Origin of the sequence: Streptomyces sp. JW3 (assembly GCF_052216785.1) — a bacterium.
In the GTDB taxonomy this organism is placed as follows: domain Bacteria; phylum Actinomycetota; class Actinomycetes; order Streptomycetales; family Streptomycetaceae; genus Streptomyces.
Map to the genome: position 1 here is coordinate 60,988 of NZ_JBQOUX010000001.1, position 13,857 is coordinate 74,844.

General features: G+C 72.6%; 15 protein-coding genes. 10 read left to right on the forward strand and 5 right to left on the reverse strand.

The annotated features are described in order from the left end of the window. Positions 1–22: 22 nt before the first annotated feature. Complete coding sequence (coaA, locus tag ACTT8P_RS00375; protein ID WP_442829419.1) at positions 23–1,060, reverse strand: type I pantothenate kinase; 1,038 nt, start codon at positions 1,058–1,060, stop codon at positions 23–25. Positions 1,061–1,201: 141 nt separating this feature from the next. Between coaA and glmS the strand changes: the two genes are divergently transcribed. Continuing rightward, a complete protein-coding gene (gene glmS / locus ACTT8P_RS00380) occupies positions 1,202–3,049 on the forward strand; it encodes a glutamine--fructose-6-phosphate transaminase (isomerizing) (protein WP_442829420.1) in 1,848 nt (615 codons plus the stop codon). Here the strand turns inward: glmS and ACTT8P_RS00385 are convergent. Both ACTT8P_RS00385 and ACTT8P_RS00390 read right to left on the reverse strand, forming a co-directional pair. Next, positions 3,010–3,228, reverse strand: a complete 219-nt coding sequence (locus ACTT8P_RS00385; protein WP_442829421.1) for a DUF397 domain-containing protein — start codon at positions 3,226–3,228, stop codon at positions 3,010–3,012. The genes glmS and ACTT8P_RS00385 overlap by 40 nt on opposite strands. A gap of 7 nt (positions 3,229–3,235) precedes the next feature. After that, the gene (locus ACTT8P_RS00390; protein WP_442829422.1) at positions 3,236–4,087 is read right to left on the reverse strand and encodes a helix-turn-helix domain-containing protein; all 852 of its coding nucleotides are present in this window, start codon (positions 4,085–4,087) and stop codon (positions 3,236–3,238) included. A gap of 220 nt (positions 4,088–4,307) precedes the next feature. Between ACTT8P_RS00390 and ACTT8P_RS00395 the strand changes: the two genes are divergently transcribed. The 3 genes from ACTT8P_RS00395 (at position 4,308) to ACTT8P_RS00405 (ending at position 6,099) form a co-directional block, all read left to right on the forward strand. Next, positions 4,308–4,718 carry an ATP-binding protein gene (locus tag ACTT8P_RS00395; RefSeq protein ID WP_442829423.1) on the forward strand — a complete coding sequence of 137 codons (411 nt, stop codon included), beginning with the start codon at positions 4,308–4,310 and terminating at the stop codon, positions 4,716–4,718. Positions 4,719–4,797: 79 nt separating this feature from the next. Beyond that, positions 4,798–5,718 carry a hypothetical protein gene (locus ACTT8P_RS00400; RefSeq protein ID WP_442829424.1) on the forward strand — a complete coding sequence of 307 codons (921 nt, stop codon included), beginning with the start codon at positions 4,798–4,800 and terminating at the stop codon, positions 5,716–5,718. Between the two features lie 9 nt (positions 5,719–5,727). Continuing rightward, the gene (locus ACTT8P_RS00405) at positions 5,728–6,099 is read left to right on the forward strand and encodes a holo-ACP synthase (RefSeq protein ID WP_361157528.1); all 372 of its coding nucleotides are present in this window, start codon (positions 5,728–5,730) and stop codon (positions 6,097–6,099) included. A 15-nt stretch (positions 6,100–6,114) separates the two neighbouring features. Here the strand turns inward: ACTT8P_RS00405 and ACTT8P_RS00410 are convergent, their stop codons facing one another. Further along, a complete protein-coding gene (locus ACTT8P_RS00410) occupies positions 6,115–6,717 on the reverse strand; it encodes a helix-turn-helix domain-containing protein (RefSeq protein WP_442829425.1) in 603 nt (200 codons plus the stop codon). Between the two features lie 3 nt (positions 6,718–6,720). Then, positions 6,721–7,407 (reverse strand): TetR/AcrR family transcriptional regulator, encoded by a 687-nt coding sequence (locus ACTT8P_RS00415; protein ID WP_442829426.1) that lies wholly within the window; start codon positions 7,405–7,407, stop codon positions 6,721–6,723. Between the two features lie 111 nt (positions 7,408–7,518). Between ACTT8P_RS00415 and ACTT8P_RS00420 the strand changes: the two genes are divergently transcribed. From ACTT8P_RS00420 to ACTT8P_RS00445, 6 genes are all read left to right on the forward strand, one after another. Beyond that, positions 7,519–8,661 (forward strand): FAD-dependent oxidoreductase, encoded by a 1,143-nt coding sequence (locus ACTT8P_RS00420; protein ID WP_442829427.1) that lies wholly within the window; start codon positions 7,519–7,521, stop codon positions 8,659–8,661. 34 nt (positions 8,662–8,695) lie between these two features. Next, positions 8,696–10,147 (forward strand): NAD(P)H-hydrate dehydratase, encoded by a 1,452-nt coding sequence (locus ACTT8P_RS00425; protein ID WP_442829428.1) that lies wholly within the window; start codon positions 8,696–8,698, stop codon positions 10,145–10,147. 332 nt (positions 10,148–10,479) lie between these two features. Continuing rightward, complete coding sequence (gene alr / locus ACTT8P_RS00430) at positions 10,480–11,658, forward strand: alanine racemase (protein ID WP_442829429.1); 1,179 nt, start codon at positions 10,480–10,482, stop codon at positions 11,656–11,658. A gap of 24 nt (positions 11,659–11,682) precedes the next feature. After that, on the forward strand, positions 11,683–12,945 hold the full coding sequence (locus tag ACTT8P_RS00435) for an alpha/beta fold hydrolase (RefSeq protein ID WP_442829430.1): 1,263 nt from the start codon (positions 11,683–11,685) through the stop codon (positions 12,943–12,945). Continuing rightward, positions 12,893–13,474: a tRNA (adenosine(37)-N6)-threonylcarbamoyltransferase complex ATPase subunit type 1 TsaE gene (gene tsaE, locus ACTT8P_RS00440; protein WP_442829431.1), complete on the forward strand. Its 582-nt coding sequence runs from the start codon at positions 12,893–12,895 to the stop codon at positions 13,472–13,474. Before ACTT8P_RS00435 ends, tsaE begins: the two co-directional genes overlap by 53 nt. Positions 13,475–13,611: 137 nt before the next feature. Continuing rightward, complete coding sequence (locus ACTT8P_RS00445) at positions 13,612–13,791, forward strand: hypothetical protein (protein WP_442829432.1); 180 nt, start codon at positions 13,612–13,614, stop codon at positions 13,789–13,791. The last annotated feature ends 66 nt before the right edge of the window (positions 13,792–13,857 follow it).

Below are 13,857 nucleotides of genomic sequence, written 5' to 3' on the forward strand. Positions count from 1 at the left end.
CGTCAGGCGGCCCGCCGCGGGGTCACAGTTTGCGCAGGTGCAGGCGCTGCACCTTGTGGTCCGGGCCCTTGCGCAGGATCAGGGTGGCACGGCCCCGGGTGGGGGCGACGTTCTCGATCAGGTTCGGCTTGTTGATGGTGCGCCAGGTGGTGCGGGCGTAGTCGAGCGCCTCCTCCTCGGAGACCTGGGTGTACTTGCGGAAGTAGGAGGACGGGTTCTGGAAGGCGGTCGCGCGCAGCTTCTTGAACCGGTTCAGGTACCAGCTCTCGATGTCCTCGGGGCGGGCGTCCACGTACACGCTGAAGTCGAAGTAGTCGGCGAGGCCGACCCGGGTGCGGCCGTCCTTGCCGGGCAGGGCGGGCTGCAGGACGTTGAGGCCCTCGACGATCAGGATGTCCGGGCGGCGCACGGTCAGCTTCTCGCCGGGGACGATGTCGTAGATCAGGTGCGAGTAGACGGGCGCCGTGACCTCCGCCTTGCCCGCCTTGATGTCGGCGACGAAGCGGGTGAGGGCGCGGCGGTCGTAGGACTCCGGGAAGCCCTTACGGGCCATCATGCCGCGCGCCTCCAACTCCCGGGTGGGCAGCAGGAAGCCGTCCGTCGTCACCAGCTCGACGTGCGGGTGCTCGGGCCAGCGGGACAGCAGGGCCTGGAGGAGCCGGGCGACGGTGGACTTGCCGACCGCGACCGACCCGGCGACGCCTATCACGAACGGGGTGCCGGACTGGGAGCCCTGCTCGCCGAGGAAGGTGTTGAGCGCGGAGCGCAGGCCGTCGGTGGCGCCGACGTAGAGGTTGAGCAGGCGGGAGAGCGGGAGGTAGATGTCCCGGACCTCGTCGAGGTCGATGACGTCGCCGAGGCCGCGCAGCTTCTCCACCTCCTCGGCGGTGAGCGGCAGCGGCGTCTTCTCGCGCAGCGCGCTCCACTCGGCGCGGGTGAGGTCGACGTAGGGAGTCGCCTCCGGCCGGTGCCGGTGGGCGCTCCGGGAGGTCGATGGAGCCGTCGATGAGGCCGCGGTGGAGGCCGCGGTGGAGGCCGTCGGGGGGACCGGAGAGATCACAGTCCATTGTTAACGGAGTTTGAACAGAGTGCGGGGTGGAGTGGGTCACGTCGCCCGGCCGGGTTCCGCGGGGGTGGGAATTTCCGATATCGGGCACGATCCGGCAGGTTCTTGATCGGGACTGACCGTAGTCTGCCGTTCATGTGCGGAATCGTGGGATATGTGGGCTCGCAGTCGGCGCTCGACGTGGTCATGGCCGGGCTGAAGCGACTGGAGTACCGGGGATACGACTCGGCGGGCGTCGCCGTGCTCGCGGACGGCGGGCTGGCCCCCGCCAAGCGGGCCGGCAAGCTCGTCAACCTGGAGAAGGAGCTGGCCGAGCGGCCGCTGCCGGCCGGGACCACCGGCATCGGCCACACCCGGTGGGCCACGCACGGCGGCCCCACCGACGCCAACGCCCATCCGCACCTCGACAACGCGGGCCGGGTCGCCGTGGTGCACAACGGCATCATCGAGAACTTCGCCGCGCTGCGCGCGGAGCTGGCCGGGCGCGGGCACGACCTCGGCTCCGAGACCGACACCGAGGTGGTCGCCCACCTGCTCGCCGAGGAGTACTCGGCCTGCGCCGACCTGGCGGCGGCCATGCGGCTGGTGTGCCGGCGCCTGGAGGGGGCGTTCACGCTGGTCGCGGTGCACGCGGACGAGCCGGACGTGGTGGTCGGCGCCCGCCGCAACTCGCCGCTGGTGGTGGGGGTCGGGGAGGGCGAGTCCTTCCTCGCCTCCGACGTGGCGGCGTTCATCGCGCACACCCGCCAGGCCCTGGAACTCGGCCAGGACCAGGTGGTCGAGCTGCGCCGGGACGGGGTCACGGTGACCGGCTTCGACGGCTCCCCCGCCGACGTACGGGCCTACCACGTCGACTGGGACGCCTCCGCCGCCGAGAAGGGCGGGCACGCCTCCTTCATGCTCAAGGAGATCGCCGAGCAGCCGAAGGCGGTCGCGGACACGCTGCTGGGCCGGATCGACGCGGAGGGGTCACTGACCCTGGACGAGGTGCGGATCCCGGCGCACGAGCTGCGCGAGACCGACAAGGTGGTGATCGTGGCGTGCGGTACGGCGTTCCACGCCGGGCTGATCGCCAAGTACGCCATCGAGCACTGGACGCGGATTCCGTGCGAGGTGGAGCTGGCGAGCGAGTTCCGCTACCGCGATCCGATCCTCGACCAGCGGTCGCTGGTGATCGCCATTTCCCAGTCCGGCGAGACCATGGACACGCTGATGGCGCTGCGGCACGCCCGTGAGCAGGGCTCGAAGGTGCTCGCCATCTGCAACACCAACGGCTCCACCATCCCGCGCGAGTCCGACGCGGTGCTGTACACGCACGCCGGGCCGGAGGTGGCGGTGGCCTCGACCAAGGCGTTCCTGACGCAGCTGGTGGCCTGCTACCTGGTCGCGCTGTACCTGGGGCAGGTGCGCGGCACCAAGTGGGGCGACGAGATCCGCGCGGTGATCCGGGACCTGGCGGGCATCGGGGAAGCGGTGGAGAGGGTCCTTGGAACCATGGAGCCGGTACGGGAGCTGGCGCGGTCCCTCGCCGCGAAGGACACGGTGCTGTTCCTGGGCCGGCACGTGGGCTATCCGGTCGCCCTGGAAGGCGCCCTCAAGCTCAAGGAACTCGCCTACATGCACGCCGAGGGCTTCGCGGCGGGGGAGCTGAAGCACGGGCCGATCGCGCTGATCGAGGCGGACGTGCCGGTGGTCGTGGTGGTCCCGTCCCCGCGCGGGCGGTCCGTCCTGCACGACAAGATCGTCTCCAACATCCAGGAGATCCGCGCCCGGGGCGCCCGCACCATCGTCATCGCGGAGGAGGGCGACGAGGCGGTGACGCCGTACGCCGACCATCTGGTCCGGGTGCCGGTGACCCCGACGCTGCTGCAGCCGATGGTGGCGACGGTGCCGTTGCAGGTCTTCGCCTGCGAGCTGGCGACGGCACGGGGGAACGAGGTGGATCAGCCGCGGAACCTGGCGAAGTCGGTGACGGTGGAGTGAGCGCGCAGGGCTGCGAGGAAGGGGGTGAAGGCGGGGGCGGGGAAGGTGAGGGTGGCGGACGCCGGGGTCTTGGAGTCGCGGATGGCGATGTGGGTGGGGGAGTGGGCTATCTCCACGCAGGAGCTGCCGTCACCGGCACTGGAGTAAGAGGACTTGCGCCAGTTGTCGAGGGCGATCACGAGGTGCTCACACTTCCTTGCACAGGCGGTGGATGAAATCACGCGAGCGCGTGGGGTCGAGCGACGCGGTCTTCAGTTTACGGAGGAGTGTTCGAAGAACGCTGAGCTGTGCCTCGGAATCGAGGAAGGCGGCGGTGTGAGGCGCATCGCGGACGGCTGTGTCCAGCCGAGGCACGGCACCGCCCGCCAGCATCACGGGCGTCCAGGACCCGCCGAAGCCCTCCAGATCGAAGGGAATGACCCGCACGGTGGTGTGTTCGGCCTCGGAGCGTTCAAGGAGGTCGGCGAGTTGGGCTCGCAGCGTGGCACGGTCGCCGACCCGGATGCGGAGCGCCGCTTCGTGGATGATCGCTTCGTACGGCGTGGGTTCATCGCCGTCAAGGATCACCTTGCGCTGCATCCTGTGCCGGACGCGCAGCTCCAACTCGTCGTCGGGGAGTTCTGGGATGTTGTCGCTGTAGATGGAGCGGGCGTAGTGCTCCGTCTGGAGGGGGCCGGGGATGTACAGGAACTGGACGTCTCGTACGAACCTGGCGTGGTGTTCCAGCTCCGCGAGGTCGAGGAACGGGGTGGGGAGCAGCCCGCGGTACTCCTCCCACCAACCGCGCGTCCGGTCGGTCGCCATGGCGACCAAGGCGTCGATGAGCGCCTGGTCTGTGCAGGAGTAGTGGCCGGCGAGGCGGCGCAGGCGCTTTTCGCTGACCCCGGCCAGGCCCATCTCGATCTGGCTGATCTGTGCGGAACTCACTCCCAGTAGCGCCGCCGCCTCGCGGGTTGCGAGACCAGCGGCATCGCGGAGTCTGCGCAGTTCGACCGCCAGGCGCAGCTGACGTGCTGTTGGTTCGCGCCGCAACGCCATCGTTGCTCCTTTCAACGCGCCAGTGGGCGCGACTCGTTCGGAGTCAGATTACGCGAGCAGCTTGCGATACCTAATCGGTTAGACCTAGCTTCGGTGATGCGCCGCACACGCTGCGGAATGCCGGGGCGCCGGAAGCGCACCGCTCCGCCCTGCCGTGGCGGACGTGGCAATGACACCGGTCGCCGCCCACAGTCACCCTTCACCGAACGGAAGTCGCCGCATGCCCGAAACCGACCCGTGGGAGTACTCCCTCCACATCCCCAACGACGTCCGCGCCGTCACCGTATGCCGGCGCACCCTCCGGCTGATCCTCACGATGCACGGACTGATCCGCCTGGTCGACGTGGCGGAATTGCTCGCCACGGAGCTGGTATCGAACGCCGTACGGCACACCGAGGGGCCGGCCGCCCTGCGGGTGCGCTGGTCCGGGAACGGCGTCCTGCGGATCGGCGCCTGGGACGCGGACCCGTCACCGCCGGAGCCGCCGCTTCCCGCCGACCGGGGGCTGGACGCCGAGGATGGGCGGGGACTGGAACTCGTGCGGGCCTGTGCCGATCTCTGGGGCTGGCATCCGCTGGTCCGGGAGGGCGATAACGGCAAGTGTGTGTGGTGCGAATTGCGGGCGGCGTGAACGTTTTTTCGTTACTCGAAAGAGTGAACGTCATCCATGTGGCGTAATTTTGATCCCCTTCGCGGAATAGGTTGCGCACATGGTCACATCGACTCACGAGACCTCGCACCGGATTTTCCAGGACCATCCGGAGGTACTCGCACCGATTTTCGAGGCGTTGGGTATGCGTCCGCCCGCGAAAGCGAGCATCGAGCTTCTGACGCCAGACGCCACGGAGTTGAAGCCGCTGGAGCGCCGGGTGGACACGGTGCTCAGGGTCGAGCCGTCGGAGGGGGACGCCTTTCTCCTCGCCGTCGAGGCTCAGACCCGTAAAGCTCCGGACAAGGGCACCAACTGGGCGTACTACGTCGCGTACTTGCGGGCCAAGTTCGGTCTGCCGGTGCTGCTCGTCGCCGTCTGCCGCAGCAGGGCCACGGCGAACTGGGCGGCGGGGCCGTTCGAATGCCGGGTCGGACCCTGGAACTCGCAAGTCACCTACCCGTTCGTGCTCGGTCCGGACAGCGTGCCGGAGATCACCGACGAGTCGGCGGTGGCACAGCAGCCGGCGCTGGCGACGTTCTCCGCGATCGTGCACAGCGAAAGCCCCGGCGTCGGCGCCATACTGGAGCTGCTGGCCCGCGGAATGCGGTCGTTCGACAAACCCACCGCCAAGTACTGGGCGGAACTGCTGGAAGTGGGCCTGGAGAACACTCCGGCCCGAGACATGTGGAGGGAGCTGGAGAAGATGGTTATTTCTTACTTTCCGGGCCGGGGAACGGTCTTCGAGGAGGCGTACTACGACGGTGAGGCCAAAGGCGAGGCCAAAGGCGAGGCCAAGGGCAAGGCGGAAGGCGTTCTGCGTGTCCTGGAAGTGCGTGGCCTCAACGTCTCGGGTGACGTGCGTGCCCGCGTTACCGACTGCAAGGATCTCGCCCGGCTCGACGACTGGCTCGACCGGGCTGGAACGGTCGCACGGGCCGAGGACCTCTTCGGTGAAGAGGCGGAGCAGGACGCCCCGTAAGGTGCCCGGATGAGCATCATCGGGGTCGGGATCGACGTGGCCGAGATCGAGCGGTTCGCGGCGTCGCTGGAGCGGACGCCCGGGTTGGCCGGGCGGCTTTTCCTGGAGCGGGAGTTGCTGTTGCCGGGCGGGGCGCGGCGGGGGGCCGCCTCGTTGGCCGCCCGGTTCGCGGCGAAGGAGGCGCTGGCCAAGGCGTTGGGCGCGCCCGGCGGGCTGCTGTGGACCGACGCCGAGGTGTACGTCGAGGACAGTGGACGGCCCCGGCTGCGGGTGCGGGGGACGGTGGCGGCCCGCGCCGCCGAGCTGGGGGTGACCTCGTGGCACGTGTCGCTCAGCCATGACGCGGGAGTCGCGTCGGCCGTGGTGATCGCCGAGGGGTGAGCCCTCCCGTAGGGCTCAGGGATCGGCCGGGCGGACCCGTGCCTGCATGCGCTCGCCCTGGGCGCCGTACAGCGCGATCCATTCCACCGGGCGGTCGCCCGCGTTGGCCATGCCGTGCGGGACGCGCGTGTCGAACTCCGCGGTCTGGCCCGCCGAGAGGACCACGTCGTGGTCGCCGAGGGCGAGGAGCAGGCGGCCGGAGAGTACGTACAGCCATTCGTAGCCCTCGTGGGAGCCCTGTTCGGGGCGGGTGGTGCGCGGGGTGGCCGGGGCCGGGAGGATCTGCTTGTAGGCGTTCAGGCCGCCCAGGTGCGGGGTGAGCGGGAGCCAGGTCTGGCCGTGGCGGAGGAAGGGCTGGGGGTGCACGCGCGGGTCGCCGGTGCGGGAGCCGACCAGTTCGTCCAGTGAGACGCGGTACGCCTCGGCCAGCGGCAGCAGATGGCGGAGTGTCGGCTCGCGGTGGCCCGACTCCAGCCGGGACAGGGTGCTCACCGAGATGCCGGTGGTCGCGCTGAGCTGCGCGAGCGTGGTGCCGCGCGACTGGCGGAGGGTGCGCAGGCGGGGGCCGAGGGCGGACAGTACGGCTGCCGGGCCGGTCTCCTCACGCGGGTCGTTCATGGGTCACGCGGGTCGGGCACGGGGCGCGATGCCGGTGAGGATGAGGTCGATGCCGGCCAGGAACTCCACCCGGTCGTCGTGGTGCGGCAGGTCGCCCGCGATGTCCCGGACGAAGCGGTACTTCTCGGGATCGAGCCGTGCCCAGGCGGCGGCCATCGCGGTCAGGAACTCGGTGCGGTCGGTGCCCGGCTGGACCGTGCGGGCGGTGGCCGCGTTCTGGCCGGCCACGCCGACCACGTAGTTCAGCAGCGCCGACGCGGCCGTGAACTGCACGGCACGGGGCACACCGAGCGCCTGGACCTGGCGGCCGAGCCCTTCGAAGAGCCGCAGAATCGGCGCGTCCATGGCGGAGTGGCTGAGCTGCGTGCCGACCCACGGATGGGCGTCGATCGCGTCGAACACCCCGAGCGCGAGGGCGCGGATGGTGTCCTGCGGGGTGGCACCGGCGGTCGCGGGGGGCACGGCGGCGGTGACCACGGCGTCGGTCGCGGCGAGCAGGAGTTCGTCCTTGCCGGTGACGTGCCAGTAGATCGCGCCGGGCCCGGTGGCCAGGCGTTCGGCCAGGGCCCGGAAGGTGAGCCCGCCCTCGCCCGCCGTGTCGAGCAGCTCGATCGCGGCCTCGACGATGCGCTCGCGGGAGAGCGGGTTCTCGCGGCGCTCGGTGCGGCGGGTGGTCCTGGTCGCTGCCATGCGGCCATTTTGGCACAGGTGCTGGAACCCCGTTCCAGCTTGACAAGTCTGGAACGGGGTTCCAGTGTGGGGTGTGCGTTGGAACGGCATTCCAGACTGTGAGGTACGACCATGACCACCGACATCACGATCATCGGCGCCGGACTCGGGGGCCTGACCCTCGCCCGCGTCCTGCACGTCCACGGCATCCCGGCCACCGTCTACGAGGCGGAAGCCTCGCCGACCGCCCGCGCGCAGGGCGGAATGCTCGACATCCACGACAACAACGGGCAGCCCGCCCTCAGGGCCGCCGGACTCCACGAGGAGTTCCGCGGGCTCGTCCTGGAGGGCCGGCAGGCGTCCCGGGCGCTCGCCCCGGACGGGACCGTCCTGCTCGACGAACCCGACGACGGCACCGGCGGACGCCCCGAGGTGCAGCGCGGTGCGCTGCGGCGGCTGCTGCTCGACTCGCTGCCGGAGGGCACCGTGCGGTGGGGACGCAAGGTCACCGGCGCGACGGCGCTCGGCGGAGGCCGGTCCGAGGTGGTGTTCGCCGACGGCTCCACTGTCGGCACGGGTCTGCTGGTCGGCGCGGACGGGGCCTGGTCGCGGGTGCGGCCGCTGCTGTCCGGTGCCACGCCTGAGTACACCGGTACGTCGTACGTCGAGACCTATCTGTACGAAGCGGAGGTGCGGCACCCCGGCGCCGCGAAGGCGGTGGGCGGCGGGGCGATGTACGCGCTGGCGCCGGGGAAGGGCATCACGGCGCACCGGGAGAGCGGGGACACGCTGCATACGTATGTGGCGCTGGCCAAGCCGCTGGAGTGGTTCGAGGGCATCGGCTTCGGTGGGGGCGGTGCGGGTGGTGCGGCTGCCGCGCGGATCGCGGGGGAGTTCGAGGGGTGGGCGCCGGAGCTGACCGCGCTGATCACCGACGGTGAGACCGCGCCGGTGCACCGGCCGCTCTACACGCTGCCGGGCGCGCACCGCTGGGAGCGGAAGCCCGGGGTGACGCTGCTCGGGGACGCCGCGCACCTCATGATCCCGTCCGGGGAGGGCGCCAACCTGGCCATGTACGACGGTGCGCGGCTCGGTGAGCTGCTCGCGGCGCACCCCGGCGACACCGAGGGCGCGCTCGCCGCGTCCGAGGAGGAGATGTTCGCGCGCAGCGCCGCCGAGGCGGTCGAGGCGGGGCGGCTGCACGAGCTGATGTTCGGTGCCGACTCGCCGTACGGGCTGCTTGACCTGTTCACCGGAGACGGCCCGGCCGCCTGACACGAGGGGGCGCGCAGTGGGCAGACTCCACGGCATGCGTACTGCGTACAGCGTGGAGACGGTAAGGACGGCGGAGCGGGCGGCGATGGCGCGGCTGCCCGAAGGCGCCTTGATGCAACGGGCGGCGGCCGGACTCGCCGCGGCCTGCGCCGAACTGCTCGGCCGGGCGCCCGGCCGGGTGTACGGCAGCCGGGTGGTGCTGCTGGTCGGCAGTGGCGACAACGGCGGCGACGCCCTGTACGCCGGGGCGCGGCTGGCCCGGCGGGGGGCGGGGGTGACGGCCGTACTGCTCGCGCCCGAGCGGGCGCACGCCGGGGGGCTCGCGGCGTTGCGCCGGGCGGGGGGCGGCGTGGGGGCGGCGGCGGACGGGGTGCGGCTGATCGAGCGGGCCGATCTCGTGGTCGACGGCATCGTCGGGATCGGCGGCAAGGGCGGGCTGCGGGCGGCGGCGGTGCCGCTGGCCGAGGCGGCGGAGCGGGCGCGGGCCGCCGTGGTCGCCGTGGACTTGCCGAGCGGGGTGGACGCGGACACCGGGGAGGTGCGGGGCGCGGCCGTCCGGGCGGATCTGACGGTGACGTTCGGGGCGCACAAGCCGGGGCTGCTGATCGATCCGGCGCGGGAGTACGCGGGGTCGGTGCGGCTCGTCGACATCGGGCTGGAGCTGGACGACGAGGTGCCGGTGCTGGAGGCGTTGCAGCACGCGGAGGTGGCGCGGCTGCTGCCGGTGCCGGGGGCGGAGAGCGACAAGTACCGGCGGGGAGTGGTGGGGATCGCCGCCGGGTCGGCCCGGTACCCGGGGGCGGCGGTGCTCGCGGTGTCGGGGGCGCTGCGGGGCGGGGCGGGGGCGGTGCGGTACGTGGGGCCGGCCGGGGACGCGGTGGTCGCCCGGTTCCCTGAGACGCTCGTGTCCGACCAGGGGCCGAAGCGGGCGGGGCGGGTGCAGGCGTGGGTGGTCGGACCGGGGGCCGGGGACGACGCCGGGACCGTGGCGGAGGTGGTGGCGGCGGACGTGCCGGTGCTGATCGACGCGGACGGGCTGCGGCTGGCGGAGGCCGGGGCGGTACGGGCGCGGACGGCGCCGACGCTGATGACGCCGCATGCCGGGGAGGCGGCTGCGCTGCTGGGGGTGAGCCGGGAGGAGGTCGAGGGGGCTCGGCTGGAGGCGGTGCGGGAGCTGGCGGGGCGGTTCGGGGCGGCGGTGCTGTTGAAGGGGTCGACGACCTTGGTGGCGGGGCCGGGTGAGGGGCCGGTGCGGGTCAATGGGACGGGGACGTCCTGGCTGGCCACGGCTGGGAGCGGGGATGTGCTGTCCGGGCTGGCGGGGTCGTTGCTGGCGGCGGGGTTGTCGGCGGTGGACGCGGGGAGTGCGGGGGCGTATCTGCATGGGTTGGCGGGGAGGTTCGCGGCGCGGGGGGCGCCGGTGGGGGCGTCTGATGTGGCGGCGGCGATTCCGGCGGCGTGGCGGGATGTACGGGGTGCTGGGTGACGGAGTTGGCAGGTGACCGGGCGATGGTGTGGGGCGGGGGGCGTGGCGCAGCCCGGCGCGGCGGGGTGCCTCCCCCACTCTCGGCTGCGCTCGAGCGGGGGACCCCCCATCGCCCACCCGTGCCGCCCTGGGGGTACCTCCCAGGCCGTTCAGGCACTGGGGGAGGCACGACTGCCCGCAGTTACGCGGCTCGCGCGTCCGCAGTTACGCGGCTTGCGCGCCCGCAGCTGTGCGGTCGCGTGTCCGCAGCCGTGCGGCCCGCGTGGCGCCAATACGTGGCCCGCGACTCGCGCCACCGCCCTGTCCGACCCCTCTGAGACACTGGCCCCACGATGAGTGAGACGACTGCCCGCCGGGGCGCCGCCCTGCGGGCCCGGGCCGAGATCGATCTGGCCGCCTTGCGGCACAACGCGCGGACCCTGCGCGGCCTGCTCGCGCCGGGCGCGGAGCTGATGGCCGTGGTGAAGGCCGACGCCTACGGCCACGGGGCGATCCCGTGCGCCCGGGCGGCGGTCGCGGCCGGCGCCACCTGGCTCGGTACCGCCACCCCCGAGGAGGCCCTCGCGCTGCGCGCCGACGCGGGGCTGCCGGACGAGGTCCGGATCATGTGCTGGCTGTGGACGCCCGGCGGGCCCTGGCAGGAGGCGATCGAGGCCGGGATCGACGTCGGGGTCAGCGGGATGTGGGCGCTGCGGGAGGTCGAGGACGCCGCCCGCCGAGCCGGACGGCCCGCCCGCGTGCAGCTCAAGGCCGACACGGGGCTCGGGCGGGGCGGCTGTCAGCCCGGCCCGGACTGGCACGAGCTGGTCGGTGCCGCGCTGCGCGCCGAGGGCGCGGGGCTGGTCCGGATCACCGGGCTCTGGTCCCACTTCGCCTGCGCCGACGAGCCCGGCCATCCCTCCATCGCCGCTCAGCTCACCCTCTTCCGGGAGATGACGGCGTACGCCGAGGCGCGCGGCGTGCGCCCCGAGGTGCGGCACATCGCCAACTCCCCGGCCGCCCTCACCCTCCCAGAGGCCCACTTCGACCTCGTACGCACCGGAATCGCGTTGTACGGCATCTCGCCCAGCCCCGAACTCGGCACCCCCGCCGACCACGGACTGCGCCCGGTGATGACGCTGTCCGCCTCCCTCGCGCTGGTCAAGGACGTCCCCGGCGGCCACGGCGTCAGCTACGGGCACCACTACACGACCCCCGGCGAGACCACCCTCGGCCTCGTCCCGCTCGGCTACGCGGACGGCATCCCGCGGCATGCCTCGTCCACCGGCCCGGTCCTGGTGGACGGCAAGTGGCGTACGGTGGCGGGCCGGATCGCGATGGACCAGTTCGTGGTCGACCTCGGCGGCGACCGGCCACCGGCCGGCGCGGAGGCGGTGCTGTTCGGGCCGGGCGACCGGGGCGAGCCCACCGCCGAGGACTGGGCGCAGGCGGCCGGCACCATCGGGTACGAGATCGTCACCCGCGTCGGCTCCCGCGTCCCCCGTGTCCATCTCCATGAGCGGGACGACTGACCCGGTGGCGAAAAGGAGCGGTACGTGAGCGAGAGCAGCGCGGCGGCCGTCGCCTCCGCCGCCGAGGCCGCCGCCGAGGTCGCGGCCGGCGGCTGGCGCCGGACGACCGGGATAGCCGGCGTCGCGATAGGCGTCGTCGCGGCGGGCGCGGCGGCCGGTGTCGCGATAGAGCGGCTCACCGTCGGCCGCGGCATGCGGGCCAAGGCCCGGCTCGCCCTGGACTCGACGGGCCCGTACGGCGCGCTGCGCGGCATGCCCGGCCAGGCGTACGCCGACGACGGCACCGAGCTGTACTACGAGATCGACGACGTGGAGCCGGACGGCGGCGGCACCGCACCGCGTCGCCGGCGGCTCTTCGGCCGCAAGGCCCCCGCCCCCGTGACCGTCGTCTTCTGCCACGGCTACTGCCTCAGCCAGGACTCCTGGCACTTCCAGCGGGCCGCCCTGCGCGGCGTCGTCCGGTCCGTCTACTGGGACCAGCGCAGCCACGGCCGTTCCGGGCGGGGCGTCTCCCAGGTGCGGGACGGCGCGGCGGTCACCATCGAGGAGCTGGGCCACGACCTGAAGGCGGTCATCGACGCCACCGTGCCCGAGGGGCCGATCGTGCTGGTCGGGCACTCGATGGGCGGGATGACGGTGATGGCGCTGGCCGACGCGTTCCCCGAGCTGATCCGCGAGCGGGTGGTCGGCGTCGCGCTGGTCGGCACCTCGTCGGGACGGCTGGGCGAGGTCAACTTCGGGCTCCCGGTGGCCGGGGTGAACGCGGTGCGGCGGATACTGCCGGGCGTGCTGAAGCTGCTGGGACAGCGGGCCGAGCTGGTGGAGAAGGGGCGCCGGGCGACGGCGGACCTGTTCGCCGGGATCATCAAGCGGTACTCCTTCGCGGCGCGGGACGTCGACCCGGCCGTGGCCCGGTTCGCCGAGCGCATGATCGAGTCCACGCCGATCGACGTCGTCGCCGAGTACTACCCGGCCTTCGACGACCACGACAAGACCGCCGCCCTGGCCCACTTCCGGGAGATACCCGTCCTGGTGCTGGCCGGGGTGCGGGACCTGGTGACGCCCAGCGAGCACAGCGAGGCCATCGCCGGCGAGCTGCCGGACGCGGAACTGGTCCTCGTACCGGACGCCGGGCACCTGGTGATGCTGGAGCACCCTGAGCAGGTCACCGACCGCCTCGCCGACCTGCTCGTCCGCGTCGGCGCGGTACCCGCAGGGGCTACCGTGGGTCGCTATGGAAGCACCAGCAGCACCGCAGGGCCCGGACAGTCCGGGCGGCCCGGCTGAGCCGTCCCCCGGTGGCCCCGACCGGCCCGCCACCCTCTCCACCGCCCCCGGCGTCGAGATCACCGTCACCTCCCCCGAGCAGATGCGCGAGCTGGGCCGCCGGCTGGCCAAGCTGCTGCGCCCCGGCGACCTGGTGATGCTCAGCGGCGAGCTGGGCGCCGGCAAGACGACGCTGACCCGGGGGCTCGGCGAGGGCCTCGGCGTGCGCGGCGCCGTCACCTCCCCGACGTTCGTCATCGCCCGCGTGCACCCCTCCCTCGGCGACGGTCCGCCGCTCGTCCACGTCGACGCCTACCGGCTGTCCGGCGGCCTGGACGAGATGGAGGACCTGGACCTGGACGTCTCGCTGCCGGACTCCGTGATCGTCGTGGAGTGGGGCGAGGGCAAGGTCGAGGAGCTGACCGACGACCGGCTCCAGCTCGTCATCCACCGCGCCGTCGGCGACACCACCGACGAGGTGCGGCACGTGACACTGACCGGGATCGGCGCCCGCTGGACGGCGGCCGACCTGACGGTCCTGACCGCCTGAGCGGCAACTCGCCGGCTCGCTTCCCGACAATCCGTCGGCAACATATTGCGTTCCGCGTCCTGCCCGTGGTCACATGGTATCCAGTACGTGGTTAGGCATGCCTAACCACGCCCGCCCCCGAGCTTCAGGAGGCGACCATGTCGGCTTCACAGACCCCGGGCAGGCCGCTGCCGTCCCCGGCCCCCACCGTGCCCATGCGGGTGCCCATGCGTGACCTGCTGGCGTCCTGCGCCGCGGCGCACCTGATCTCCACCCCGCCGCCCGCGCCGGAACCCGAGCCGCGGCGGTCCGCCCCGGAGCACCGCGAGGCGGCCTGAGCCACGACCGCCGCGGGCGGGTCAGCAGACGACCACGGCCTTCTGTCGTCGCGGGGTCGTCAGTGG

What these genes read in the sequence shown, in the direction of transcription:
- alr (WP_442829429.1), top strand. Translation starts at nt 10,480, where the DNA reads ATGAGTGAGACGACTGCCCGCCGGGGCGCCGCCCTGCGGGCCCGGGCC.
- tsaE (WP_442829431.1), top strand. Translation starts at nt 12,893, where the DNA reads ATGGAAGCACCAGCAGCACCGCAGGGCCCGGACAGTCCGGGCGGCCCG.
- ACTT8P_RS00390 (WP_442829422.1), bottom strand. Translation starts at nt 4,087, where the DNA reads ATGGCGTTGCGGCGCGAACCAACAGCACGTCAGCTGCGCCTGGCGGTC.
- ACTT8P_RS00445 (WP_442829432.1), top strand. Translation starts at nt 13,612, where the DNA reads ATGTCGGCTTCACAGACCCCGGGCAGGCCGCTGCCGTCCCCGGCCCCC.
- ACTT8P_RS00410 (WP_442829425.1), bottom strand. Translation starts at nt 6,717, where the DNA reads ATGAACGACCCGCGTGAGGAGACCGGCCCGGCAGCCGTACTGTCCGCC.
- ACTT8P_RS00400 (WP_442829424.1), top strand. Translation starts at nt 4,798, where the DNA reads ATGGTCACATCGACTCACGAGACCTCGCACCGGATTTTCCAGGACCAT.
- ACTT8P_RS00420 (WP_442829427.1), top strand. Translation starts at nt 7,519, where the DNA reads ATGACCACCGACATCACGATCATCGGCGCCGGACTCGGGGGCCTGACC.
- ACTT8P_RS00425 (WP_442829428.1), top strand. Translation starts at nt 8,696, where the DNA reads ATGCGTACTGCGTACAGCGTGGAGACGGTAAGGACGGCGGAGCGGGCG.
- ACTT8P_RS00415 (WP_442829426.1), bottom strand. Translation starts at nt 7,407, where the DNA reads ATGGCAGCGACCAGGACCACCCGCCGCACCGAGCGCCGCGAGAACCCG.
- glmS (WP_442829420.1), top strand. Translation starts at nt 1,202, where the DNA reads ATGTGCGGAATCGTGGGATATGTGGGCTCGCAGTCGGCGCTCGACGTG.
- ACTT8P_RS00405 (WP_361157528.1), top strand. Translation starts at nt 5,728, where the DNA reads ATGAGCATCATCGGGGTCGGGATCGACGTGGCCGAGATCGAGCGGTTC.
- ACTT8P_RS00395 (WP_442829423.1), top strand. Translation starts at nt 4,308, where the DNA reads ATGCCCGAAACCGACCCGTGGGAGTACTCCCTCCACATCCCCAACGAC.